This is a genomic window from Butyrivibrio hungatei (assembly GCF_900101605.1).
Lineage (GTDB): Bacteria > Bacillota > Clostridia > Lachnospirales > Lachnospiraceae > Butyrivibrio > Butyrivibrio hungatei_B.
The window spans coordinates 378466-405106 of record NZ_FMUR01000003.1 but is presented as its reverse complement, the minus strand read 5'-3'; the positions used below and the strand labels follow the sequence as shown (position 1 = coordinate 405106).

General features: G+C 40.6%; 23 protein-coding genes and 1 riboswitch. Of the genes, 19 read left to right on the top strand and 4 right to left on the bottom strand.

Annotated elements, in window-relative coordinates:
- Nucleotides 1–85: 85 nt before the first annotated feature.
- The 8 genes from BLP87_RS01775 (at nt 86) to BLP87_RS01740 (ending at nt 9205) form a co-directional block, all read left to right on the top strand.
- Complete coding sequence (locus BLP87_RS01775) at nt 86–940, top strand: zinc ribbon domain-containing protein (protein ID WP_176756586.1); 855 nt, start codon at nt 86–88, stop codon at nt 938–940.
- 210 nt (nt 941–1150) lie between these two features.
- On the top strand, nt 1151–1498 hold the full coding sequence (locus BLP87_RS01770; protein WP_026667579.1) for an AbrB/MazE/SpoVT family DNA-binding domain-containing protein: 348 nt from the start codon (nt 1151–1153) through the stop codon (nt 1496–1498).
- 263 nt (nt 1499–1761) lie between these two features.
- Nucleotides 1762–2364, top strand: coding sequence for an MptD family putative ECF transporter S component (locus tag BLP87_RS01765; protein ID WP_026667578.1), 603 nt, complete (start codon nt 1762–1764; stop codon nt 2362–2364).
- 47 nt (nt 2365–2411) lie between these two features.
- The gene (locus BLP87_RS01760; RefSeq protein ID WP_242827169.1) at nt 2412–3098 is read left to right on the top strand and encodes an energy-coupling factor transporter transmembrane component T; all 687 of its coding nucleotides are present in this window, start codon (nt 2412–2414) and stop codon (nt 3096–3098) included.
- Complete coding sequence (locus BLP87_RS01755) at nt 3095–4555, top strand: ABC transporter ATP-binding protein (protein ID WP_026514316.1); 1461 nt, start codon at nt 3095–3097, stop codon at nt 4553–4555. Before BLP87_RS01760 ends, BLP87_RS01755 begins: the two co-directional genes overlap by 4 nt.
- Nucleotides 4518–6293 carry an ABC transporter ATP-binding protein gene (locus BLP87_RS01750; protein WP_074461152.1) on the top strand — a complete coding sequence of 592 codons (1776 nt, stop codon included), beginning with the start codon at nt 4518–4520 and terminating at the stop codon, nt 6291–6293. Before BLP87_RS01755 ends, BLP87_RS01750 begins: the two co-directional genes overlap by 38 nt.
- Before the next feature lie 2 nt (nt 6294–6295).
- Complete coding sequence (locus BLP87_RS01745; RefSeq protein WP_074461175.1) at nt 6296–8029, top strand: ABC transporter ATP-binding protein; 1734 nt, start codon at nt 6296–6298, stop codon at nt 8027–8029.
- Nucleotides 8030–8215: 186 nt separating this feature from the next.
- Nucleotides 8216–9205 carry a PD-(D/E)XK nuclease family transposase gene (locus BLP87_RS01740; protein ID WP_051199028.1) on the top strand — a complete coding sequence of 330 codons (990 nt, stop codon included), beginning with the start codon at nt 8216–8218 and terminating at the stop codon, nt 9203–9205.
- Nucleotides 9206–9384: 179 nt separating this feature from the next.
- On the opposite strand, the gene BLP87_RS01735 is transcribed toward BLP87_RS01740, so the two are convergent.
- The 3 genes from BLP87_RS01735 to BLP87_RS15950 form a co-directional block, all read right to left on the bottom strand.
- Nucleotides 9385–11460 carry a heavy metal translocating P-type ATPase gene (locus BLP87_RS01735; protein ID WP_074461151.1) on the bottom strand — a complete coding sequence of 692 codons (2076 nt, stop codon included), beginning with the start codon at nt 11458–11460 and terminating at the stop codon, nt 9385–9387.
- Nucleotides 11461–11474: 14 nt separating this feature from the next.
- Nucleotides 11475–11756 carry a DUF6110 family protein gene (locus BLP87_RS01730; protein ID WP_026667571.1) on the bottom strand — a complete coding sequence of 94 codons (282 nt, stop codon included), beginning with the start codon at nt 11754–11756 and terminating at the stop codon, nt 11475–11477.
- A 160-nt stretch (nt 11757–11916) separates the two neighbouring features.
- Nucleotides 11917–12546 (bottom strand): FMN-binding protein, encoded by a 630-nt coding sequence (locus BLP87_RS15950; RefSeq protein ID WP_176756585.1) that lies wholly within the window; start codon nt 12544–12546, stop codon nt 11917–11919.
- A 28-nt stretch (nt 12547–12574) separates the two neighbouring features.
- Here BLP87_RS15950 and BLP87_RS15945 point away from each other — a divergent pair, with 28 nt between their 5' ends.
- Nucleotides 12575–12907, top strand: coding sequence for a hypothetical protein (locus BLP87_RS15945; protein ID WP_176756584.1), 333 nt, complete (start codon nt 12575–12577; stop codon nt 12905–12907).
- Between the two features lie 127 nt (nt 12908–13034).
- Here BLP87_RS15945 and BLP87_RS01715 read toward each other — a convergent pair whose 3' ends face one another.
- The gene (locus tag BLP87_RS01715; RefSeq protein ID WP_074461148.1) at nt 13035–14420 is read right to left on the bottom strand and encodes a hemoblobin-interacting domain-containing protein; all 1386 of its coding nucleotides are present in this window, start codon (nt 14418–14420) and stop codon (nt 13035–13037) included.
- A 401-nt stretch (nt 14421–14821) separates the two neighbouring features.
- Between BLP87_RS01715 and BLP87_RS01710 the strand changes: the two genes are divergently transcribed.
- From BLP87_RS01710 to BLP87_RS01665, 10 genes are all read left to right on the top strand, one after another.
- On the top strand, nt 14822–15034 hold the full coding sequence (locus tag BLP87_RS01710) for a FeoA family protein (protein ID WP_074461147.1): 213 nt from the start codon (nt 14822–14824) through the stop codon (nt 15032–15034).
- Between the two features lie 59 nt (nt 15035–15093).
- Nucleotides 15094–17085, top strand: a complete 1992-nt coding sequence (feoB, locus tag BLP87_RS01705; protein ID WP_074461146.1) for a ferrous iron transporter B — start codon at nt 15094–15096, stop codon at nt 17083–17085.
- Between the two features lie 109 nt (nt 17086–17194).
- A complete protein-coding gene (locus tag BLP87_RS01700) occupies nt 17195–17428 on the top strand; it encodes a transcriptional repressor (protein WP_074461145.1) in 234 nt (77 codons plus the stop codon).
- A 30-nt stretch (nt 17429–17458) separates the two neighbouring features.
- Nucleotides 17459–18157, top strand: a complete 699-nt coding sequence (locus tag BLP87_RS01695) for an ABC transporter ATP-binding protein (RefSeq protein ID WP_074461144.1) — start codon at nt 17459–17461, stop codon at nt 18155–18157.
- Complete coding sequence (locus BLP87_RS01690) at nt 18120–20480, top strand: ABC transporter permease (RefSeq protein WP_242871790.1); 2361 nt, start codon at nt 18120–18122, stop codon at nt 20478–20480. The genes BLP87_RS01695 and BLP87_RS01690 overlap by 38 nt, the downstream gene beginning before the upstream one ends.
- A gap of 78 nt (nt 20481–20558) precedes the next feature.
- Entirely contained in the window at nt 20559–21179 is a 621-nt protein-coding gene (locus tag BLP87_RS01685) for a class I SAM-dependent methyltransferase (RefSeq protein WP_026667565.1), read from the top strand.
- Between the two features lie 97 nt (nt 21180–21276).
- On the top strand, nt 21277–21633 hold the full coding sequence (locus tag BLP87_RS01680; RefSeq protein ID WP_074461143.1) for a heavy-metal-associated domain-containing protein: 357 nt from the start codon (nt 21277–21279) through the stop codon (nt 21631–21633).
- A gap of 579 nt (nt 21634–22212) precedes the next feature.
- On the top strand, nt 22213–22992 hold the full coding sequence (locus tag BLP87_RS01675) for an SDR family oxidoreductase (protein WP_074461142.1): 780 nt from the start codon (nt 22213–22215) through the stop codon (nt 22990–22992).
- Nucleotides 22993–23314: 322 nt separating this feature from the next.
- Nucleotides 23315–23848: a hypothetical protein gene (locus BLP87_RS01670; RefSeq protein ID WP_074461141.1), complete on the top strand. Its 534-nt coding sequence runs from the start codon at nt 23315–23317 to the stop codon at nt 23846–23848.
- Between the two features lie 523 nt (nt 23849–24371).
- A riboswitch (cobalamin riboswitch) is annotated at nt 24372–24658 on the top strand.
- Nucleotides 24659–25495: 837 nt separating this feature from the next.
- Nucleotides 25496–26635: a sirohydrochlorin cobaltochelatase gene (locus tag BLP87_RS01665; protein ID WP_420314841.1), complete on the top strand. Its 1140-nt coding sequence runs from the start codon at nt 25496–25498 to the stop codon at nt 26633–26635.
- Nucleotides 26636–26641 lie beyond the last annotated feature (6 nt).

Sequence of the window (26641 nt, the reverse complement as noted above, 5' to 3'; positions counted from 1 at the left end):
TTGCATGCAAGAGAGTTATCATGGTATGTATACTATAATAAGTATATTATAATTAGTATATTATGAAGGAAGGATGCTTATAAAAATGTTTTGTACATACTGTGGAAAAGAAATAGCAGAGGAAACTATATTTTGTCCCTATTGTGGTAAGCAGGTAGGACAGTCGCTTGGTCAGCAAACTTGTGCTCAGCAGCCTTTGGGGCAGCAGAACACATATGGTCAGAGCGATAATCAGAATTATGGACAAGCATACTATCAGCCACCTAAAAAGAAAAGTAATGTCGGACTTATAATAGGAATAGTGGTAGTAGGTGTACTTGTATTTGTTGGAATAGGTGCTTTTCTTGCCAATAAGCCATCGGATCATGTAATTGATCAGTATGCAGATCAGAATACGGATCAGTATACAAATCAGAATACAGATGATAATGGAAACAGTGATCCTGATAAAGCTAATGAAATTGAAGAAATGATGGCTGACACCTGGGAAAATCAGTCAGATGATATGACAGGCAAAAAAATGTATTTCACACATGATCTTGTGAACAAGGAAGAGAATTCCTATTGGGAGTTTCTTGATAATAAGTCAGCTAGGCTTGTTATGGGAGAAGGAAGTTATTATGAAGCTAATTATACGCACATCCGAGATGAAATTGGGATGATGTATACAGAATTTAAATTCCCGCAATACGGTCTTACTTATGATGAGCTTTTAAGAGTTACCAATGAAAGAATAGAATCGGATTCGTCCTGTAGCGGCTATGTTGTTATAGTATTTACCGATATGGTTTTGCATAATGCGGACGGTTCTACAGAGACAATGGATAATTCCACCCCGGTAATGTATTATGGCGTAACCTATGACAAGGGTGATTACACCTTATACGACATTGTGGGTGCCAATTCGGCAAGCTACTATAATTTTATATGTGACAAATAACTACAGGGAGTCAAAGGGACGGTTGGTTTGACTTCTCCTTTGCTTGGGGATGCGGATTTAAGTCAAACGAACCGTCCCTTTGACTTGTTTATAAGAATGAAAAAAGTATAAAGATACTATACTGAAGTTGAAAAAATAAAGAAATTTGATTACAACGAAACCAAGAAACAAAGAAAATGTGAAATTGGTTTATATATAGGAGGAAAGCCGATGAGTGCTGGATTGAACAGGAAAATAATCAGTATATCTTCCAAACGTCAATTAACAATACCGGGAGCATTTTTTGAAAAGCTTGGTTTTGATGACAAGGCAGAATGTATTATAAGAGACAATGAACTTGTTATTCGTCCTGCTCGTTTGGAGTCTAACGGGGAATTTGCGGAAGAAATACTTGAAGAATTAATAAATGAAGGGTATTCGGGAAAGAATCTCTTAAAAGAATTTAAGTCAAGACAATCGAAAGTCAGACCTGCCATAAAGGAAATGCTAAATGAAGCTCATAAGATGGCTAAAGGTGAAATGGAATCGATGTCATATGATGATGTATTTGGTGAGTAGGAGTGAGTAATTGGCAAATATTATTATTTCTCCTGCTACCGGTAAGTATATAAAGAATGGGTAAGACTATAAAAGGGATTATTTTGAGATTTTGGAGCAACATCTAATTAAGTGTTGCTCCAAAATTTTTTGTTCAAAAGTTAGCAAAAACTAACAAATGGTGATATTATATATCAGAATGTCGAAGTGACACTCGAGGTAAGTTTAATTATTAGTTAGCTAAAACTAACCAAAACAATTATATCAAAAGGAGTACAAGTAGTATGGATGGAGTAATCACAAAGAAGTCAAACGGAAAGCTTGGGGGAAAGGATCTGATAAATATCGGAATATATGCCGCTATTTATTGTGTGATAATGACGGCAATCTCAATGCTTGGTTTTATACCTGTTCTTATGCCGTCGCTCGCGGTGTTGTGTCCTCTTATCGGCGGAATAACAATGATGCTTTTTTATACCAAGGTAAAGAAGTTTGGAATGATAACTATCATTACTGTTTTGATCGGAGCATTTTTGTGGATAACCGGAATGGGCTATTGGCCTTTTATTTTTGGAATAATTTGCGGTGTTGTTGCGGATCTTATTGCTAAGGGTGGAAATTACGCAAGCAAGAAGATGACGATGTTAAGCCATGGAATCATGAATATTACGATTTTTGGATGTTTTCTTCCTTTGTATCTTGATATCGACGGTTACTTTGCGTCAAGAACATCTTACGGAAGTGATTATGTTAATGTGCTCAAGACTATTTTTCAGCCTTGGACAGCACCTATAATCTTGGGGTGTGCATTTGTTTTCGGTGTTCTCGGAGCACTTCTTGGAATGAGCTTTATGAAGAAGCATTTTGAGAAAGCCGGTATTGTTTAATGGAAAGTGAATTATACAATCGTAAAAAACTAAATCGAGGCCTTGTTATGGATCCTAGGACAAAGCTTCTTATCCTTATCACGATAACAACCTTTGCGCTTGGCGGTGCAGGCGGGAAAAGAGTGGAAGCACTCGTGCCGGTTTTGTGTATGATGCCTTTCCTGCTTCTTATTACGGCAAAGAGATTTAAGACGGCTGTCATAGGGATATTTTTGTTCTGGGTTACGACATTTCTTTTAGGATTTGCAAATACCCACGGCATGAGCGGATTTCTATATTACATTCTTCTTGGTTCATGCGGAATTCTGGGAAGATTTCTTCCGTGCATAATGATGGGACGTTATCTTATGGAATCAACAACGGTCAGCGAGTTTAATGCCGCAATGAAAAGAATGCACGTAAGTGACAACTTTATTATACCTATGTCTGTTATGTTTCGCTTTTTTCCAACGGTAATAGATGAAGCTGAGTCTATAGGATGTGCTATGAAAATGCGCGGAATAAGCCTTACCGGCAAGCATGCATCGAAGATCATTGAATACAGAATGGTGCCTCTTATGACATGTTGCGTCAATATAGGTGAAGAATTGTCAGCAGCTGCGCTTACAAGAGGGCTTGGCGGAAATGTAAAAAGGACAAACATCTGTAAGATAGGTTTTCGAATGCAGGATTATGTTGCAATGGCATTGTGTTTGATTCCGTGGATATTACTGATTGTGGATGTGGTGAAATGATAAAGTTTGAAAATGTAAGTTTTAATTATCCGGATTCTGATGATGCATCTGTAGAAAATATCACTTTGGAAATAAAAAAGGGCGAAGCGGTCCTTCTATGCGGAGAATCAGGATGCGGAAAGACAACGCTTGTCAGGATGATAAACGGTCTTATACCGCATTTTTATGAAGGGCGGATGAATGGACATGTTTACGTGAATGAAACGGATACCATTCAGGCTGAGCTTTATGAAACGGCAAAGATTGTCGGATCTGTTTTTCAGAATCCCAGAAGTCAGTTCTTTTGCGTTGATAGCACAAGTGAGCTGGCATTTGGACCTGAGAATATGGGGATATCCGAGAAAGAGATACTTGCAAGAATTGATAAGACGGTATCTTCCATGAATATCAGACCTCTGATGAACAGAAGTATTTTTGATATGTCGGGTGGAGAGAAGCAGAAAATAGCATGTGCTTCTGTCGATACACTTAATCCTGAAGTATGCGTTCTTGACGAACCGTCATCGAATCTCAGTCTTGAAGCAATCGATGATCTTAAAGACACATTGGATTGTTGGAAAAAAGAGGGAAGGACAATAGTGGTTGCCGAGCATAGACTATATTGGCTAAAAGACATATGCGACAGAGTCATATGTTTAAAGAATGGCAAAATAGTCTTTGACATGACGATGGATGAGTTCAAAAACTTAAGTGAATCGGAACTAAGAAGTCATGGGCTTAGATCTGTTAATGAGAATCTTGAAATGACTCCCGTAAAAGAAAGTCCTTTAGATGCAGGAAATATGATTCTTGAAAATTTTTCATACAGCTACAGAGGTTTCGATGCACTTGATATAAAAAGGCAGGAAATTCCACGCGGCGAAGTGATTGCCATAGTCGGACATAACGGGGCGGGAAAATCCACTTTTTCTAAATGCGTCTGTGGTCTTATGAAGAGTTTCAAAGGATATATTGAGATCGATGGAAAAAAATACAAATCCGGAAAGCTTCTTAAGAACGCGTATATGGTTATGCAGGATGTAAATCATCAGCTTTTCTGTGAAAGTGTTATGGATGAAGTGACACTTGGCATGGACGATGAAAATGAAGAGATAGCGCTGGAAGTTCTGGAAAAGCTTGGGCTTAAAGAATTTGCAGACAGGCATCCTATGAGTCTTTCGGGAGGGCAGAAGCAGAGAGTTGCAGTGGCAAGTGCAGTTCTTTCGGAAAAGGAAATAATATTATTTGATGAACCGACAAGCGGGCTTGATTTTTACAATATGGAGAAAGTAGCTGAACTTATAAGGTCGCTTAGAGGAAACAAAACTGTTTTTGTAGTTACACATGATCCGGATCTTATACGAAGATGCGCAACAGTTGTTCTTAGACTGGAAAAAGGTCATGTTGCTGATATTAAAATAAGCGGAGGAAATAGCAAAGATGGAAAAGAAAAAGAGCGTTATTTCGCAGCTGTTTGAGTATGCGGGGAATCACAAGTATTTTACTGTAAGTTCATGGATTCTGGCTGCGATAAGTGCGATTGTAGCACTGGTTCCATTTTATTACATATGGTGCATTATTAAAGAGGTTGTGGAAGTTCGCGATGATTTCGGAAAGGCGACACATATTGTTTCTTACGGATGGAGCGCTGTCGGGATGAGCCTTCTTGCGATGGTGATATATATCGCAGCTCTTATGTGTTCACATATTGCCGCATTCAGAGTTCAGGCAAATATGAGAACAAGGATGATGGAGCATGTAATGAAGCTTCCAATGGGATATATCGAATCACAGGGAAGCGGAAAGATAAGAAAGATAGTTGCCGATTCAAGTGCTGCTACGGAGACATTCCTGGCACACAGCCTTCCCGACAAGGCGGTAAGCTATGCAACTCCCATAGGACTTATTGCAATGCTTCTTATCTTTGACTGGAAGATAGGTCTTATCTGTCTTATTCCCGCTGTTCTGGCCTTTCTCATGATGGGCAGTATGATGGGAGAGAAGATGCAGGAAGATATGAAGGAGTATCAGAATGCCCTCGATGAGATGTCTGCCGAGGCGGTTGAATATGTAAGAGGTATACCTGTCGTAAAGACTTTCGGTCAGTCTGTATTTTCTTTTAAAAGATTCAAAGATGCGATTGATAAATATGAAAAGTGGACTATTACCTATACTGTCGGCATGAGGATGCCTATGATAGGCTTTACAACGGCGGCAAATGCGATATTTGCTGCGCTTGTGGCATGCAGTTTTATTTTTGCAAGAAATACGGTAACGGATCCGTTTTTGTATAACATTCTTTTCTACATCATAATCACACCCATTCTCACGGTTACACTTATGAAAGTGGCATACGCGGGAGAGAGTCAGATGATAGTAAAAGATGCTCTTGAGAGGATGTATTCTCTTTTGGAAGTTGAACCGCTTAGAGAGGCAGCAGATCCTAAGATGCCTAAAGATAGCGGAATCAGCATAGACAATATCAAATTTACTTATGACGAAAACAAGATGAATGCGATAGACGGCATCACACTTGATATTAAGCCCGGTGAGCATGTTGCGTTTGTCGGACCTTCGGGAGGCGGTAAGACCACGCTCGCTTCACTTATCGCAAGGTTCTGGGATGTTAAAGAGGGCAGTATTAAGATTGGTGGCGTCGATGTAAAAGATATTGCGACCAACGAGCTTATGAAGCAGGTTTCATACGTTTTTCAGGACAGTAAGCTTCTTAAGATGTCAATCTTAGACAATGTCAGAATGGGAAGACTTGACGCTACGGATGAGGAAGTTATTAAGGCTCTTAAAGATGCAATGTGCTGGGATATTATAGAAAAGCTTCCCAATGGCATACACACGATGATCGGAAGTAAGGGCACTTACGTATCCGGAGGAGAGGCACAGAGAATCTCTATTGCAAGAGCGTTCCTTAAGAATGCGCCGATTCTGATTCTCGATGAAGCGACAGCTTTTGCAGACCCTGACAATGAGATCATGGTTCAGCAGGCGTTTGCAAATCTGTCAAAAGACAAGACCGTAATAATGATCGCACACCGCTTATCTACAGTTGTTGATGCCGATAAGATATGCGTTTTGTCAGGCGGAAAAGTGGCAGAATCAGGTAAACATGATGAGCTTCTTAAAAAGAACGGTATCTACAGCCATATGTGGAATGAATATCAGAAATCTGTTAATTGGAAGGTAGGTAAGGGCGCATGAGTATAATGGAAAAAATGCAACACAAATATGCGCTTTCGGAGCAGGGTACCAAAGATATGGTGAAAGCTTTCGGAGCGTGCACTTTAGCAAATCTTGCACAGATGATGCCTGTTGGTATTCTTTTTACAATGGCAGGGGATCTGCTTTCAGGCAGTATTCCCAAGGAACATGTAATACTGTTTGTGGTAGGCGGTCTTATTTGCCTTTTTCTTATCGCTTTTACGGAGTATCTGCAGTATAATGCAACTTTCTTTTCAACCTACGTAGAGAGTGGTGTAAGAAGGCGTTCGCTTGCGGAAAAGCTTAGAAAGATCCCTCTTTCTTTTTTTGGTAAAAAAGATCTTGCCGATCTTACAAATACAATCATGGCCGACTGTGCTATGATCGAGACTGCTTCGTCGCACTGGCTGCCGGAACTTGTGGGAGCATTTATTTCAACTACAATCGTGGTTGTCAGCCTTTTCTTCTTTGATGCGAGAATGGCTGTTGCGGCAGTATGGGTGCTTCCCGTAGCTTTCATCATAGTCTTTACATCAAGAAGTGTTATGCATGCTGTAAACCGAAGAGGAAGCAGATACAAGGTTGCATGTCTTGACGGAATTCAGGAAGCGCTTGAGACTGTGCGTGATCTAAAGGCATACAATGCGCAGGATTCATATATGGTAGGACTTACGCAGAAGATTAAAGATGTTGAGTCTCACAATATTTTCTCGGAGTTCTTAAATGCAGCATTTGTCTGCAGCGCGCAGATGATTCTTAAATTGGGAATCGGTACAGTTGCCGTAACGGGATCGGCACTTCTTATCAAAAATGAAATTGATGTTGTTACATTCTTCATGTACTTACTTGTAGTATCAAGGATGTATGAACCTCTTCAGATCGCACTTCAGAATTTCTCGGCACTTATTGCGACAGATACACAGTGCGAGCGAATGGATGAAATCTTTTCACATTATGAGCAGACAGGAACGGAGGAACTTACCAATAGCGGATATGATATTGAGTTTAAGAATGTAAAGTTCTCCTACGAGGACGGGGAGACTGTTCTTAAAGATGTGAGCTTTGTGGCTAAGCAGGGCGAGGTTACAGCGCTCATCGGACCTTCGGGAGGCGGTAAGACTACGGTTTCAAGACTTGCTTCAAGATTCTGGGATATCGACGCAGGCCGGATTACGGTTGGCGGAATGGATATTTCGAAGATCGATCCCGAGAAGCTTTTGTCGATGTATTCAATCGTCTTCCAGAATGTTACTCTTTTCAATAATACAGTACTTGAGAATATCAGGATCGGTAGAAAAGAGGCTACGGATGAAGAAGTTATGGCAGCAGCTAAGCTTGCTCACTGCGATGAATTCATAGAGAAACTTCCCGATGGATACAATACGCTGATCGGCGAGAATGGATCTGAGCTTTCAGGCGGTGAACGTCAGAGAATTTCTATAGCAAGAGCATTCCTTAAGGATTCACCGATTATCCTCATGGATGAAGCAACTGCCTCTCTAGACGTAGACAACGAATCGCTCATTCAGGAAGCAATCAGTGACCTTATAAAGGACAAGACGGTTCTTATAATCGCACATCGTATGAGAACGGTAGACGGAGCGGACAAGATAGTTGTGCTTAAGGATGGAACTGTTGCAGAATCAGGTAGTCCTTCAAAGCTTAGGGAGAGTGATGGAATCTACAAGCACATGATCTCTGTTCAGATGCAGTCTGAGAAGTGGAAGATGGCATAACATACGTAACGCTTCATAGTAAGTACAGAGGAAGCAAGTTATCTGGAGAGATGACTGTGCTTTTTGTCTTGAGGCAGAAAATAGCGACTTCAGGACATCTGTTTTAGATAACCGAGAGTTGATTGAAAATCATATCATTTTGACGTATTATGATGGTGAGAAGATATGTAACTGGAAGGAATTATAATGGCTGAACAGACAGGAATTGCAAACAGCATTGATACAGCAGATCAGGAGGCACAGTACGATACTTGCGTTAAGAAGCTTTTATCAAATAGACTTGTCCTTGCATGGATAATGAAAGAGTGTGTATCGGAGTTCAAACAGTTTTCTGTTGCGCAGATAGCAAAGGACTGTATTGAATGTGAACCACAGGTATCAAAGGTAGCAGTTGATCAGGATGAACTTGATAAAGATGAAATTCAGTATCTTGAGGATATGTCCGATAAAAGAATAGAGGGAAAGAACACAGAAGATAACTCGATAAAGGAAGGAAAAGTTTTCTACGATATCAAGTTTTCGGCTGTGGTTCCGGATTCGAAAGAGCCTGTTCAGCTTTTTATTAACGTAGAGGCTCAGAAATCGGACAAAACACCGTACCCGCTTATAAAGAGGGCACTGTATTATGTTAGCAGAATGATAAGTGCACAGAAGAATACAGTGTTCACGAAGAAGCATTATGAAAAGATACGCAAGGTATACTCTATCTGGATTCAGATGGATGTAGATGAAGCAAATAAAAATACCATCACAAAGTATAGTGTGACCGAAGAACAGATTATTGGTAATGTTCCTGAAAAAGAAAGCAATTATGATCTTATGACGGTTTTGATGCTTAGGCTTGGATCTGCTGAAGAAGCTAATGATAAGCCGATACTGAGATTGTTGGATGTTTTGCTATCTTCAGAAACAAAGCCGGAGGAAAAGAAGAGCATTCTTGAAAATGATTTTGACATCCCAATGACGAAGTCAATGAGTGAGGAGGCGAATACTATGTGTAATTTAGGCGAAGGAATTAGAGAAAGAACAGTTATAGAAAATACTGGAAATACAATTATTAAGATAATGATCAATAAGAATCTTTCATTTGATGATGCTTATGATTTAATTTATTGTGAAGAGGACAGGGACGATATTAAGGCATATGTTGATGCGCATATGGCTGTAGCAAAATAATCACTCTGTTTTTTGTGATTGAATAATTATTATGCACTTAGAGCAGTAGATCAGAAATGGTCTGCTGCATTTTTTTTAAATACAAGGAAATTTCCAGTAAGTGTTTCTGTACCCGAGTAGCTATAATTTTAGCTACTCGGTACAGCTATTATTTCTAATAAACTTGGCATAACACATTTTTATTCCAGCAAATCTGTCATGCTCTTAATGCTTAGTGCAACCGTTGATGTGTTATGCAGAAGTGACGTTGTTGTGGGGCTGAATATTCCAAACATTCCCATAAGGATGAGGAATGAGTTGAATCCAAGTATTGTGCGATAGTTAAAGTCAATTCTGTCCATCAATTTAGTGCTTAGTTCTTTTAAGGTTATGAGCACCGAAAGGTCGTCGGAAGAAATGGTGATATCGGCTATCTCTCTTGCAATTGAAGCACCGGTGCTTACGGCAATTCCCGCATCAGCTTCGGAGAGAGCGGGAGAGTCGTTTATCCCGTCACCGACCATTACGACTTTGCGCCCTGCTTCGTGTTCCGCTTTGATAAATGCAGCTTTGTCTTCAGGCAGAACTTCTGAGAAATACTTGGTCACACCCGTTTTTGAAGCGACCGATGCGGCAGTTCTTTCGCTGTCGCCTGTCATCATTACGATATTTTCAAATCCGATGTTCTTTAGCTTCTTTATAACTGACGGAGCTTCTTCTCTGATAGGATCTTCGATAAGTATGACGGCTGACAAAACTCCGCCTATTGCCATATATAGGTGCGAATACTCATTTGGAAGATTGTCAAAGCGTTCTTTTTCTGTTTCGGGAATAGTGCATCCTTCATCTTCGAAAATGAAATGATGGCTTCCGATACATACTTTCTGATTATCGATGGTACTTGAAATTCCATGTGCGACGATGTACACAGCCTTAGTATGTTTTTCTTCATGTGACAGGTTTTTATCTTCGGCAGCCTTAACAACAGCATTGGCGATGGAGTGAGGATAGTGTTCCTCAAGGCATGCTGCGAGTCTTAGCATTTCATCCGCATCCGTGCCGTTAAATGTTATAACATCATGGACTTTGGGATTGGCATAAGTAAGAGTGCCCGTCTTGTCAAAGACAATTGTAGTTGCATCGGCTACGGCTTCCATAAATTTGCCGCCTTTTACCGAGATTTTATGATTTCCGGCTTCGCGCATTGCGGAAAGAACGGCAATAGGGATTGACAATTTAAGTGCACAGCAGAAATCCACCATCAGAATAGATGTAGCTTTTGTGGCATCCCGTGTAAAAAGCCATGTAAGGAGAGTTGCACCAAATGTGTACGGAACAAGCCTGTCTGCGAGGTGGGAAGCATGTGCTTCGGTGTCTGATTTGAGTTTTTCCGACTCTTCGATCATTGTTACGATTCGGTCGTATCTTCCCGAGCCCTGAGCTTTTTGCACGGATATGATAAGTTCGCCCTCTTCAAGTACGGTTCCCGCGTATACAAGGGAGTCCGTTGTTTTATGAACGGGAGCGGATTCACCTGTCATTGCCGCCTGATTAACGGAGGCATCGCCGTGTAAAACAATTCCGTCCAAAGGAATCATGCTTCCTGTGCGGACTACTATGTTGTCACCAATTTTTACATCGGAAATATTTACAAGAATTTCCTGAGAATCATCTGTTATAACCCAGACTTTGTCTATATTAAGTGACATTGCCCTTGCAAGGTCGTCCACAGATTTTCTGTGTGTCCATTCTTCCATTATCTCGCCGATTTTCAGAAGAAAGATTACAGAACCTGCGGTATTGTGATCTCCGCGAAGCAAAGAAACTCCGATACTTGTTGCGTCTAGAACGGATACTTCGAGTTTTCCCTGCAGAAGAGTTTTAATTCCACTGATGATATACGGAATAGCTTTCCAAATGATTATCAGCCTGCCGATAGAAGCGGGCAGGAACAGCTGATTGAGTACCTTTCGTGCAATATGAAAGAACATCTCATCTTCATATTCTATGCGAAGTTCACGTCCGGTATGTTCGGGGACCGCTACTTCGGTATTTATAATGTCAAAACTCGCGAGCGAAGATAAGACTTCATCACGTCTGTTTTGGTCAAAAAATATGATGGCATTTGATGTTCTTTCATTTACAGAAACTTTTTTTACATAATCAAAAGAGTCCAGATAATACTCAAGTCGGTCGGCTTCGAAAGGCGTCATGTGCGACCGGTATAAATGGACTCTCATTCTTTCTTTTGATTCATGAAGTATTTTACATCTCATACAGCGCCTCTTGCTTATACTCCTGCATTTTCAAGGACGGCCTTGGCATCAGCGATTTCTTTTTCTCTTTCTTTGGCATATCTGCTTTCGTTGATCTCTTTTGCGTCAGCGCTGATATCCTGGCAGTTTTCCTTGATGTTCGTATATGTTTCCATAACTGAATCTTTGCAACGATATGCAGCGGCGGTTATATGAGTGTAGCATTTCTTTGCATCATTGCTTCCAAGAATTTTAACTCCTGCCGTTCCAACCAAAAAACCACAGGCTATCTTTCCAACTGTACTCCACTTGATCATAAGTTATCCTTTCTGTGCATTTTATAAAAATGCGCATATCATTTAATGTTTTGGTAATTAATCATTATAGGAAGATAGAATTTCAAATGGAAGATATGTGCGGCATTGCAAACGAGAAGATTTCTCAACAACAAAACTTTTGGCCAATAATGCAAAAAAGTTATTTCAAACCTGCTTGTTTAAGTGCTTCATTGTAAGCATCTTTTACAGCCCCGGTTGAAAAGGTTGCACCGCTTACGGTATCGAAATCTGCAAGAGGATCTTGCTTTATCTTATCAACCAGTTCCTCTGAATAATGCTTGTAGTCACTTTCATCTTCGTAATCGGGAAGAGTAATATCGGTAACTTCTCCGTTTTCTACTTTTATCTTAACCGTTATATCACCTGTGTATCCAAAGCTCGTAGCGCTGTAAACACCGTCGGTGACTGATAATGAGTTTGCGCTTGATTCGGTGCTTTCGGAAGATGTGCTCATATCATCCGAAACATTTTTAGGATTCGAAACGGTGGTTATATAAAGATAGAAGATAAGCGAAACAAAAGTAACAAGGATAAGTGATATATATCTGAATTTATCAAGGTTAAAGTCCTTGTGAGAAGCGCTGTAAGCTTTTAGAGGGCGACAGATAAAATACCACAAGAATATGATCGAATACATAAAGATATTCAGAGCGGATCTTGAATCGCCTCTCAGTGCGCCTTTTACATACAGCAAGAGTATGTGTACATAGATCATTGGGTAAAAGATATATGCAAAACGCTGTAATTTTTTCCAGGCCTTCGGATTCATTTTTTTTCTGATCTTAATAAAAGATGTAATGAACAGAGGAATCATGATGCACAGCATGATAACTGAAAAGATATACAGTGCGGATGCATTTGGAGATAACAGGGCAGAAAAAGAAAAAACGTGTCCCAAAGCCAGAATTGATGCGATTATCGACAGCGGCCCTCTTATAGACATAAGGAGCTTTATTGGCTGTGATCCGTTTTTAAATGTTGCCGCATACATTACCAGGACAAAAAACGAGGTGGCAAGACCTGCTTTTGTGAACATGGGAAATATGTATGTTCCTACAAAACCGCCGGGGGTTATCCCCTGCAACTGTAAGATGATTGTTGCAAGGGAAAGGATTGAAAAAATCACATAAAAGGGTATTGGATTTTTTTGCAGCGGTTTTTCAAACAGGAGAACAAATAATATGGCTGTCAGTAAGGATATGAAAATAATCATGCAATATTGCTCCTTTTTGAAAAAATATATCTGTTATTTCTATGTTATTTCTTTGGCTCTTCTTTTGCGGGAGCCACTTCGGTGATATCAACATCAAGTGTGACATCGGGATATCCCGAAGATTTTACAATTACTTTAAATGTACCTGTCTTGTCAAAAACATTTGAGACAGTCTTGTCGACAGTGCCGTCTTCTTTGATGAGCTTTGCGCCTTTATGGCCTGTTCCGGATACTTCGTTGCCGTTGACGTCATAAGCTTCGATGTTCTTGATATATGCGGCGAACTCTTCGTCTGAAACACCATCAGCTTTCACTATACCGTCTTTATCGGCTTTTGCAACAGCTTTGTCTGTCGAAAGAACAAAATCGGCTGTATAAGGTGCATAGACACCTGACTTATCGCTTATGGTAAGAGTGTATTTACCTGCAAGGGCTTCTTTCCATGTGATATTTGTTCCGTCACATGTGATATCGCTGCTGTCACCTTCAACTGAATATTCAGGTTCATAATCTTCAGGGAAACCGCTTGTTTTAACGGTAGTTGTATTACTTGTAAGTGCCGCATCGGCAGCAGTTATCTCGTTATCGAATTTTAAAGGAAGGTAGAGGTTAACACTTGCTTTTTTTACGCCTTCCGGTGTATAAAGTACGATCTCGTCGATTGTCTTTCCGGGAAGATCTGCATACGGAAGATATGCAACAGTGTTGCCGTGTGGCTCTTTATAGCTTTCCGTTGTTGCAAATGCAATCTCAAAGCCGCGCCATACATTTTCAAGTGAACGCATTCCGTAAGTCTTTCCTTCTGTTGTATGAATGGTTGCGGCAGATACGACCTGTGAAGAAAGTGATTCATCAAGATCAATCTCATAGTCACCCCAGTGTGTGGCTGTATTTATACTTGCTTCTCCGGCTGAAAAATCTTCGGCATCGCCCATGGTCTTACTGAATGAATATTTTCCGGAAGCATCTGCTGAAAGTTCTTTATAATTCTTTGGAATTTCTGCAAGCTCGACATAAGAGTAGTCGGCAGCGTCATATAAAGCTGCTTCGTCGCTTACTTTTAAGCTTTCATCAATTGTAGTGCCTTCAGGAATGCAGACAGGGAAACTTACACCTAAGATTTTGCTGTTATCTTTAAGATGATATGTACCACCTGTGAGTTTATCGTTTGCGGCTTTATTCATTGTTGCACTTGATACGGCATCAACGTCTTCCCCGCCTTCAAATTCATTTGCAAAGAAATCCCCGTACGGGATGTTCATTTTTACAAATGTTCCCGCTATGCTTGCGCTGTCAGATGATTCATCTGTAGCACTTTCGGCATTGCTTGATGCATCGGAAGCGGACTGCTCCCCGGCGTCCTTTCCACATCCTGCAAGAGAAAGTGTAAGCATGGCGGCGCAGATGACTGATAAAACTTTGATTTTCATAGTTAGAGCTCCTCTCTTAAATTAGATAAATGATGGTTAGCCAGAGCTAACAAGCTACCAATGAAGTCTATCATAGATTTTGTGGCTATAATATGCGCAAAATAAACAAAAAATAGCAAATAGTTACCAAGAACTAACGAAAAAATGTTGACAAAGTAGTTAGTGGGTGCTAACATGTACTCAGTTGGGTTAGTCTAACATGTTATATACGTATGTTTAAAGAAATCTCCTACACAAAATGCCGCATCTTGCCAGTGCGGCATTTTTCTGCGGTTTTAGGATATTTAATGTTTTTTTGATTATACTGTTGACAAATATTCTTAATAAGAATATTCTAGGTGTGTGGTTAGCTGTAGCTAATATTTATTATGCGATGCTAACTTGAGTTACAGGAGGGTAATATGACACTTAATGACGCAGTACTGGGTAAAGAATACATAATTGATGCTATAGACACGGATGGAGATGAGGAGATGGAAAGTTTCTTGTTTTCTCTGGGTTGTTACAGCGGAGAGAAGATTACGGTTGTTGATAAGAAACGTAATCTTGTGGTCGCTATTAAGGATGCAAGATATAATATCGATCCTGAGTTAGCGAGCGCTATCAATATCTGAGGAGGCGCAGGAAGCTGCTTTTCCATAAATTTTTTTAAACGATTTTAGGAGGATGTGTAATGAGAATCGCAATGGCAGGTAATCCCAACAGTGGAAAAACGACCATGTACAACGCTCTGACAGGAAGGAGCGAGAAGATTGGTAACTGGGCGGGAGTTACTGTTGACAAGAAAGAGCATGCTATTAAAAAGAGTTATTATGACGGTGACAAGGAGCTGATCGCTGTAGATCTGCCCGGAGCATATTCAATGTCACCTTTTACTTCTGAGGAGAGCATCACAAGTGCTTATGTAAAGAATGAGCACCCCGATGCGATAATAAATATCGTTGATGCAACAAATTTAAGCAGAAGCCTTTTCTTTACAACACAGTTACTCGAACTTGGAATTCCTGTTATTGTTGCACTTAATAAGAATGACGCCAACGATAAAAAGGGCAATTCAATTGATGAGAAAGCTCTGTCAGAGAAACTTGGATGTCCCGTTATCAAGACGGTTGCCACATCAGAGAACGGTCTCAAGGAAGTAGTGAAAGTTGCTGCATCACTTGAGGGAAAAGGACAAAAGGAACCTTACAGACAGGGAGATGTAGACGTTCATGACAAGGCAGCGGTTGAAGCGGCTGACAGAAAGCGCTTTGAATTCGTAAATAAGATCGTAAGCGAAGTTGAGAATCGTAAGGTACTCACAAAGGATAAGAATTTCGGTGACAAGATTGATAACGTCATCACACATCCTGTTATCGGAATAGTTGTTTTTGCTGCGATCATGTGGCTTGTGTTCTATATTTCACAGACAACGGTCGGAACATGGCTTGCCGATATGCTTGCCGGATGGATTGAGAGTTTCCAGGGAATGGTCGGTGATGCAATGGCAGATGCCAATCCGCTTCTTTATGCACTTCTTGTAGATGGTATTATCGGCGGCGTAGGAGCGGTTGTAGGATTCCTTCCTCTTGTTATGGTAATGTATTTCCTTATCGCGCTTCTTGAAGATTGCGGATATATGTCAAGAGCAACAGTAGTTCTTGATCCTATCTTTAAGAGAGTAGGCCTTTCAGGAAAGTCGGTTATCCCTATGATCATCGGAACAGGTTGCGGTATTCCTGCAATCATGGCTTGCCGTACTATCAGAAATGAGAGAGAAAGACGTGCAACAGCTATGCTTGCAACATTTATGCCTTGCGGAGCCAAGCTTCCCGTTATCGCACTTTTTGCAGGCGCATTTTTCCCTGAATCAAGATGGGTAAGCTTTATCTGCTATATGGGTGGTATCTTACTTATCCTTATCGGAGCGCTTCTTATCAAGGCTATTACAGGTATGAAGTACAGAAAGAGCTTCTTTATCATTGAGCTTCCCGAGTACAAGGTACCAAGCCTTATGTTTGCGGTAAAGTCAATGCTTGAGAGAGGTAAGGCATACATCATAAAGGCAGGAACTGTAATTCTTGTATGTAATACAGTAGTTCAGATCATGCAGACATTTGACTTTAGCTTCAATCCTGTAGAAGAAGGTATGGAAGGTACATCAATCCTTGCAGGTGTAGCAGGACCTTTTGCTTATCTTCTTGTCCCTGTAGTTGGCATTTTGAGCTGGCAGCTTGCAGCGGCAGCTATCACAGGTTTTATTGCAAAAGAGAATGTTGTCGGAACTATAGCTACCGTTTATGCAATTTCAAACCTTATCGATACGGAAGAGCTTGAGCTTATCGGAGAAGGTAATGCTGTTGCTGCGGTAATGGGAATTACAAAGGTTGCAGCTCTTGCATATCTCATGTTCAATCTTTATACACCTCCGTGCTTCGCGGCTTTGGGTGCGATGAACTCTGAGATGAAGTCTGCAAAGTGGCTCTGGGGAGCAATCGGACTTCAGCTTGCTTCAGGATTTACGGTTGGATTCCTTGTATACCAGATCGGAACACTTATTACAACAGGAACAGTAGGTGCAGGATTTGTTGCAGGTCTTGTTGCAATTGTAATATTTGCGGGTATCATTACATATCTTATCAAGAGAACACAAAAAGAAATGGTACTTGAATATAAACTTGATTAATAATCTGTAAGCCCGTTTAAAGCGGGCTTACTTAATAACAAAAGGTTAGCTTAAGCTAACATGGAGCAGACGGAATAGTATGATGACTTTTTAAATTGGAGACAAGATTATGAATGATGAACAGATAATCATGATGCTACGAAACAACGGAATGCGAATAACTAAACAGAGAAAAATTGTGGCTAAGGTTATTGCTGAGAATGATGGTGTTTCATGCAAGACAATATGTTGCATCGTCAAGAATAAAGACGAATCAATAGGAACAGCAACTGTTTATCGTATGATAAAAGAATTGGAGGACATTGGGGCTGTTGAGAGAATAGACATGATCAAACATAATTGACGGCACCATTCCATAGAACAAGGAATTATTATGCAATTAGAATTACAGAATATCAAAAAATCGTATGGCGAGGGTGGAAGCCGTATTGAAGTACTCAAAGATATAAGCCTCGGCATTGAAAAAGGCGAGTTTGTGGTGCTTCTTGGACCGTCAGGTTCCGGGAAGTCTACTCTTCTTAATATAATCGGAGGAATCGATACTGCCGATTCGGGAAAGATAATAATAAGGGAAAAGAGTATGGCAGATATGGACGAAAAGGCGCTTACTTCGTACAGAAGAGAACACCTTGGGTATATTTTTCAGATGTACAATCTTATCCCAAACCTCACAGTGAGAGAAAATATAGAGGTGGGGGCATATCTTTCCAAGAATCCGCTTGATATCGATGAGATCATAGAGGTTCTTGGTCTCAAAGAACACCGGAATAAAATACCGAGTCAGTTGTCGGGAGGACAGCAGCAAAGATGCTCGATAGGAAGAGCAATCGTAAAGAATCCGGATATTCTTTTGTGTGACGAACCCACAGGAGCCCTCGATTACAACACTTCCAAAGAGATTCTTGCACTTATCGAAAGAGTTAATAAGGAATATGGAAATACAGTCATCATGGTCACACACAATGATGCCATAAAAAATATGGCTGATTTTGTTGTGAAATTGCGAGATGGCGTTATAAGGAAGAGTTACAGAAATGAAACGAAACAAACAGCAGCAGAGCTCGACTGGTAAGATAAGAAAACCGCTTAACAAAAGACTTATCAGAGAACTTACAGGCGATATCGGAAAATATATTGTTATTTTTATTCTGCTTGTTTTTTCAATAGGTTTTGTTTCGGGGTTCATAGTTGCCGGTGAGAGCATGATCAAAGCTTATAATGAGAGCTTTGAAAAATATAACATAGAAGATGGGAACTTCAGAACAGAAGAGAAAATAACCGCGACGCAAAAAGAGCGGATTGAGAAAAAAGGAGTTTCCATATTTGAAAACTTCTATATAGAAAAAGAATTTGATAACAACACAAAACTTAGAATATTTGCAAACAGGGAACAGATAGATAAGGTATGCGTGATGGAGGGAAGGCTTCCGGATGACCTTTATGAGATTGCGATAGACAGAATGTATGCAGATAATAACGGGCTGAGTGTCGGAGACAAACTGGTTTCGGGAAGCGAGAGCTATGAGATTGTAGGTCTCGTGGCATTGTCTGACTACAGCGCACTTTTTTACAGCAATAACGACATGATGTTTGACGCATCTGCATTTGGTGTTTCAGTTGTATCGGATAAGCAATTTGCGGAATATGATGAAGCTAAGCTTCGTTACAACTATGCCTGGCTGTATGACGATAAACCACAGACTGACGAAGAAGAGAAAAAAGCTTCTGACGATCTGATGGACGTTCTGGCTAATATTGTTTCCATCGAGAATTTTGTTCCGGGATATCTTAATCAGTCGATTACATTCACGGGAGAAGATATTGTCGGCGACAAGGCAATGATGGAAGTTCTTTTGTACATAATAATCATCATTGTTGCTTTTGTATTCGGAGTTACGATCAATAACACTATACATAAAGAGGCTACTGTAATAGGTACGCTCAGGGCGTCAGGATATACGATAAATGAGCTTATAAGACATTATATGTCAATGCCGCTGATAGTGACCGTTATCGCTGCAATTATCGGAAACATTCTGGGATATACATGTTTTAAGAACGTATGCGTTGCTATGTATTACGGAAGCTATTCACTTCCTACATATGTGACAATCTGGAGCGCGGAGGCATTTTGGAAGACAACGGCGATTCCCGTAGTGATAATGATCTTTATTACTTACTTTATCCTTAGGAGGAAACTTAGCCTTAGTCCTCTTAAGCTTATCAAGCGTGACCTTAGCGGAAAGAAACCGCGCGCTGCGATTGCTTTGAATAAAAAGATAAGGTTTTTTGACCGTTTTCGTATACGAATTCTTATTCAGAATAAGAGCAGTTACATAATTCTTTTTATGGGGCTGTTGTTTGCAAACCTGCTTCTCTTTTTCGGAATGATGCTTCCTCCGCTTCTTGTGCATTACCAGGGGATAGTGACGCAGAATATGCTTGCAAAGCACACATATATGCTTCAGATTCCGGCAGGGGCGATAGATGACGAAGATGAATTGTCGACGGCTTTTTCATATGTCTTTTTACTGAACAAGATAAGTACAAATAATCCGACGGCGGAGAAATTCTCTGCTTACGGACTTAAGACAACGGGTGAAGGCGGAAGCAGAGTTGAAGATGTAAGTCTGTACGGGATAAAAGAGAACAGTAAGTTTATTCACGCTGACTTTGATGATAAGACGGTTCTTATTTCATCGGCGTATGCAGATAAGTACGGGCTTAAAGAAGGCGATGTGATAACGCTTAAAGAGCCTTACGAAGATAAGTATTACGGCTTTAATGTAACGGGAATATATGACTACGACGGCGGAATTGCTGTCTTTATGAGCAAAAAACATCTAAATGACATAATGGGACTTTCGGAAGATATGTTCTCGGGATATTTCTCCGATACGGAGATTACTGATATTGAAGATAAGTACATTGGTACTGTCGTAGATGAAGAGTCGCTTACAAGAGTGTCGAGGCAGCTTATGATTTCGATGGGGAAACTCATGTACATGGTAGACGGGTTCTCGGTGGTCATGTTTATTGTGCTGATATATCTTTTGTCCAAACTTATCATCGAAAGGAATGTGCAGTCGATATCTATGGCTAAGATTCTGGGGTATACGGGAAAAGAGGTCGCTGCGCTGTATATAGTTCCCACGGCGCTGGTGGTCGTGGCTTCGCTCCTTATTTCGTACCCGATATTGTCTTATGTTATGGTCGGAATATTCAGAGTTATGTTAAAGCAGATGATGAGCGGCTGGATGGTTATCTGGCTTGATCCGTCGGTTTATGTAAAGATGTTCCTCATGGGAATAATTACTTATGCGGTTGTTGCCGTTATTGAGTACAGGAAGATAGGTAAGATTCCGATGAGTGAAGCACTTAAGAATGTTGAGTGACAGATTTTGGGTAAATTATTCGATGTGAACTATGCAAGTTTGAGCTTGCCGGATAAAAAAGATGAGGATGAAAAAAATATGGGATTATTTAAAAAGTATGTAAATCAGGTGAGTAAACCGGAAGGCTTTCTGGGAAAGATGATGATTGATACTATGAACGGCGGACATGCGAAGATGGCTGACTGGGGAATGTCGCACCTTCAGACAATTGCGCCGGATGAAATTTTGGAAGTTGGGTGCGGAGGCGGAAGAAATGCATCTGCGCTTATGAAGAAATATCCTTCTTCTAAGCTTACTGCAATTGATTATTCGGAGTTATCTGTTGAGAAGGCCAAGGCATTTAACGCGGATATGATAGCGAGTGGAAGATGTAAGGTGCAGAAGGGGAATGTTGCCGAGCTTAATATGAATGAGCAGTTTGATCTTGCTACGGCTTTTGAGACCATTTATTTTTGGCCGGGACTTGAGAAATGTTTTGGTGAAGTGAATAAGGCGCTTAAGCCCGGTGGAACATTCATGATCGTAAATGAATCTGACGGAATGGACAAGGCAAGTCTTGGATTTGAGAAGATTGTTGAAGGCATGAAATGTCATACGATCGATGATATCAAGAGTGCGCTTAAAGGAGCCGGATTTAAGAATGTTGTTGCGGATCATCATGGAAACAAGCCGTGGATAACGGTTATCGCAAAGAAGTGATAAAGGAATAAGCAATTCGTATATTATAAGGTGTCTAAATTTACATTTGATGACTTCTCAAATGAAATTACACATATATATTCGTGAGGTACTGAGTATGTCAAATATTATAATAGCAGCGATTTTGGCAATGATTTTGTTCGCGGCTTTTAGCGGAGCGATTAAACACTTTAAGGGTGAAGGAGGTTGCTGCGGAGGTGGCGGCTCTACAGTGAAAGAACCGGACAAAGAGCTTGCCGGTCCTGTTATAAAGACTAAAGTGTTTGAAATAGAAGGAATGCACTGTGAAAACTGTGTAAACCGAGTTAAGCGCGCAATAAACAGAATTGACGGCGTTTCAGCCAAAGTCAATTTAAGAAAAAAAGAGGCGGTTGTCAGCTACGATAGGGAAGTTGACGACAGCTCTTTTACCAAAGATATTGAAGCTTTGGGATATACAATTACGGAGAAATGAGGAAGAACACGCCAAGCAGCCGGAGCATGCATTGTGTAAAGGTGCATTATAGGGGCGCTAGGTAAAGGTTGCGAGGCTGAATAAGAGAAAGTATGCCTCAAGAGAATGAAAATCATGATGTAAGGCATACAATACGAAGATGATGCGAAGCGGAACAAGAGAAAATATGCCTTAAGAGAACGAAAATCATGATGTAGGGCATACAATACGAAGAAAATGCGAGGCTGAATAAGGGAAAATATGCCTTAAAAGAACGAAAATCATGATGTTGGGCATACGTTATGAAGAAAATGTGAGCCAGAACAAGAGAAAGTATGCCTCAAGAGAACGAAAATCATGATGTAGGGCATACAATACGAAGATGATGCGAGGCTGAATAAGTGAAAGTATGCCTCAATAGAATGAAAATCATGATGTAAGGCATATTTTAATAAGAGAATGCAGCGTTGAAACGGTACACTGCGAATAGACTATTTTGATATTACGGTAGCTTGCATAAGCCCTTAATATAACATAATTTTAGGAAAGGGGAAGTATGTCCGGATCTATCACAATAGTAATCGGACAATACGAAAAAACATGGAAAAAAATTATTTTGACTTAACAGAGAGAGTGGCACTTATCACAGGATGTTCCTCGGGACTCGGAGTGCAGATGGCTAAAGCGCTTGCATCACAGGGATGCAATATCGTAGCTGTTGCCCGTCGTAAAAATCTTATTGATGAGGTTGCAAAAGAGATCGCTGAAAAGTATAAGGTTAAGGCGATAGGCGTTACATGTGATATCACAAGCACAGAAAACGTAGAAAATGCTGTTGATATTGTGATGCAGAAATTTGGAAGAATTGATATTCTTATCAACAATGCAGGCACGGGATCGGGAGCTACAGTTGCCGAGAATGTTGAAGACTCGCAATTTGAAGGTGAAGTTGCGATAGATCTTACAGGAAGTTTCAAAATGGCAAGAGCGGTTGCAAAGAAAGCAATGATTCCCGCTACATATGGCAGAATTATAAATATTGCTTCCATGTACGGACTTGTTGGAAATAACATTGCTCCTGCGGTTGCATATCATGCAGCAAAGGGTGGTGTAGTCAATCTTACAAGAGCGCTTGCTTCCGAGTGGGGAAATAAGGGCATTACGGTAAATGCGATCTGTCCCGGATATTTTGAAACACCGCTTACAAAAGAAACTTTGGACAGCGAGTTCTTCCAGCAGTACGCGCGAACAATGATTCCCATGCAGCGCTATGGAAAAGAAGGAGAGCTTGACAGTGCGGCAATCTTCCTTTCATCTCCGGCAAGTACATATGTAAATGGAGTTATCCTTCCCGTTGACGGCGGATATACGGCCATGTAAAAGTGCAAAATTGTGAAAAAACAATCCCGGACAGCCTCCGGGATTGTTTTTTCATATCATAGCAATTTCTTTCCTATGATACAAAAAGCGCTCCGCTTGAGCTAAGTACTAGTGCGTGCCATACAGAGTATGGATGCGCAGATGAATCATTCATGCTAAGACTTATGTGCATCGGCGATTAAAGTGGCTTTTGCATCTCTGTAGAATATTGGCGACAGGACAGAACTTGATTATAACGTGATACTATGGTTAAACTAGAGATGGAGTTATTTGTGGGTATAATGGTAACATAAGGTAAAAATTGATTTAGGAGAGAAAAGATATGAGAAGAGTGGCGTTAACCCTTGTTTTGACTATTACTGCATTATCGATGATGAGCTGCGGCAAAAAAGAAAAAGATATCGCTGAGACAATTGAGGAGATATACGATGATGGGGCTGACGATGGCTCTACATCTGATAATATTTCCCGGGAAGCAAATGAAGATTCGGCAGATGGCCTTGTATCAGTTCTTAAAGATTATAATGCACAATTGGATGGCAGATGGCAGACTGCATCAATGTCTTATGAAGCCGATGGAAGTATGCAGCCGGAGTTTTATGTTGAGTTTACTGAAAACGAGATAAAATACGGCCATCTTAAAGATGAAGAGTTTGTTGTAGATCATGTCGATAAGATTGAGTCGATGTTATTCGGCGAAAAGTGCGTAATACAAGCAACAGCATCAACCGGAGTAAAGTATACATACCAGACTTCAGAGAGTGACAGCAATATTCTCGAATACTATGAGACCTGGAATGAAGAGGAGTATCCTGACGCGTACAGAGGGGGTGCTTCACTTAGCAGATGTGAGTAAGTGCGTAAAGCAAAATTGTTATCTGTGTTTTAGCGAGAAATTTCGGAGAAAAATACGGAGAACACAGATTGGAATTGAGTCAGCGATATCATTTATCTGTGTTTTAGCGAGAAATTTCGGAGAAAAAAACGGAAAACACAGATCAGAATTGAGCCGGTAATATCATTTATCTGTGTTTGAACGAAGAATTTCGAGGAAAATAGCAGGAAAACACAGATAAGAACTGTAGAAGTGAATATCCTTATCTGTGTTTAGCGAAAAAATCCGGGAAAAAGAGCCCCAAAACACAGATAAGACTTGAATAAGTGACACCATTTATCTGTTTTCATGCAATAATCCTGAGGAAAAGAAAAACCCGAAAACAAGAATAGTAACAATAATATAGCCTTTTTCTAAAAAGATGTGCTATTATATGTGATGAAAATTTTATAAGAAGCGGAAGGTGTCCGCAGTTTGATGTTTATTGAGAATTGTTTCTTAAATTTCCAATGAAAAAAAGTGATGTGCAAGGCAACCTGCTAGGGAAGCGCAAATTGACTTTTGTTCTATATCAAACTGTGGGTGAAAAGGGAAGCAGGTGCAAATCCTGCACGAACTCGTCACCGTGATTCGAAAGTTTATGACTTCTTGAATGAAATTACAGAAATCCGCACTGGTTGCGGATTTCGTGAGAAAGTGATTCAAGAGTCAACCAAGCCTCATCGACAAAGTCGATTCTAATTGGCTTGGTTGATACATTCTTGAACATCATGTTCAAGAATGTATACCAATCAATCAGCCGGGAGACCTGCCTGTCGCTGTACATGGGATACCCAAGCCACGAGGAACTGGTTGTACGAAGAAATGGTTTGCTGTAAAACGCAGCAAATTGGTTTTTTGCGCATTTTATATCGTATGGATTTAGAGCTCGTGTAACAATAAGCACGAGCTTTTTTATTGAATAGGAAATTTCTCCGAAATTCCTATTCAATAAAAAGAGCTCCGCAAGGATGCGCAGCTCGCGGAATGGTAGATAATTGCTTTGCAATACCGCTCGCGCGCGAAAGAGTCGCAAGCGACTCTTTATCTTATCATAGGAAAATTCTTTCTTGTGATATAAAACCGCTCCGCTACACCTCATTTCTCAACGGCTTTCGTAATCATACATATTTTTCACGGAGGACTATTATGAAAAAGAAAACTCTTGCATTACTACTTGCAACGGCATTGTGTGTATCAATGTTTGCAGGATGCGGCAAGGCACAGACTGAGGCACCTGCTGACGGAGCGTCTGCAGAAGTGTCATCTGAAGAGACAAATGCGGCATCTTCAGAAGCTTCAGATGCAGAATCGGCAAACGGAGAGCTTGCAGACGGAACTTACACAGCTTCTTTTAACACAGACAGCTCAATGTTCCATGTAAATGAAGCAAATGACGGAAAAGGAACACTTACTGTTAAAGACGGTAAGATGACAATCCACGTATCACTTGCATCAAATGGTATTTTAAATCTGTTCTGCGGAACTGCAGAGGATGCGCAGAAGGAGGGAGCAGAGCTCCTTCAGCCTACAAATGATACAGTAACTTATGAAGATGGAACAACAGAAGAAGTTAATGGCTTCGATATTCCCGTTCCTGCAATCGATGAGGAGTTTGATGTGGCACTTATTGGAAAAAAGGAAAAATGGTACGACCATAAGGTTTCTGTTTCTGATGTTAAGCCCGAAGCTTCGGATGAAGATCAGGCAGCAGCTGATAATGTTGCAAAGCTGATCGATGCTATCTATGTTCAGGAGCGTACAGATAAGACTGATGAACAGTGCGCCGAAGCAAAGAAAGCATGGGATGCGCTTACAGACAGTCAGAAGGAACTTGTTGAAGGTGAAGAAGCAGATCCTGATTACTTTGGAAGAGATACAGGCGATGCATCCAAGGATGATGCCCTCAATGCCGATAAGATTGGGGATAAAGAGATTCTTGTAGTTAGTTTTGGAACTTCTTTTAACGAAAGCAGGGTTGAGGATATAAGTGGAGTAGAGAAGGCTCTTGCAGCAGCTTATCCTGATTATGCGGTAAGAAGAGCTTTCACAGCACAGATTATTATCAACCACGTTCTTGCAAGAGACAATGAAGCTATCGACAACGTGGATCAGGCACTTGAGAGAGCGGTAAATAACGGCGTAAAAGAGCTTATCGTTCAGCCCACACACCTTATGCACGGTGCGGAGTATGACGAACTTATGGATGCGCTTAAGAAATATGAGAGTAAATTTACTAAGGTGGCGGTAGCAGAGCCTCTTCTTGGTGAAGTTGGAAAAGATGCTTCAGTTATCAATAAGGATAAAGAAACTGTAGCAAAGGCAGTTGTTGCAGAAGCGGTTAAGACAGCAAAGTTTGACAGCATCGAAGCTGCTGATAAGGACGGCACAGCATTTGTTCTTATGGGACATGGGACATCACACACAGCAAATGTAACTTACAGCCAGATGCAGACACAGATGGATAAGCTTGGATATAAGAACGTATTCATCGGAACAGTAGAAGGCGAGCCTGAAGAGACTGAGCTTAGCAAGGTTATTGAGAAGGTTAAGGCAGCAGGATACAAGAAAGTAGTTCTTCGTCCTCTCATGGTTGTTGCAGGAGATCACGCAAACAACGATATGGCAGGCGATGATGCAGATTCTTGGAAGAGCGGATTCGAGGCATCGGGTGCATTTGAAAAGATTGATTGTCAGATCAGCGGTCTCGGAAGAATTGCAGATGTACAGAAACTCTATGTTGAGCACACAGGTGCGGTTATCAAATAAATAAAA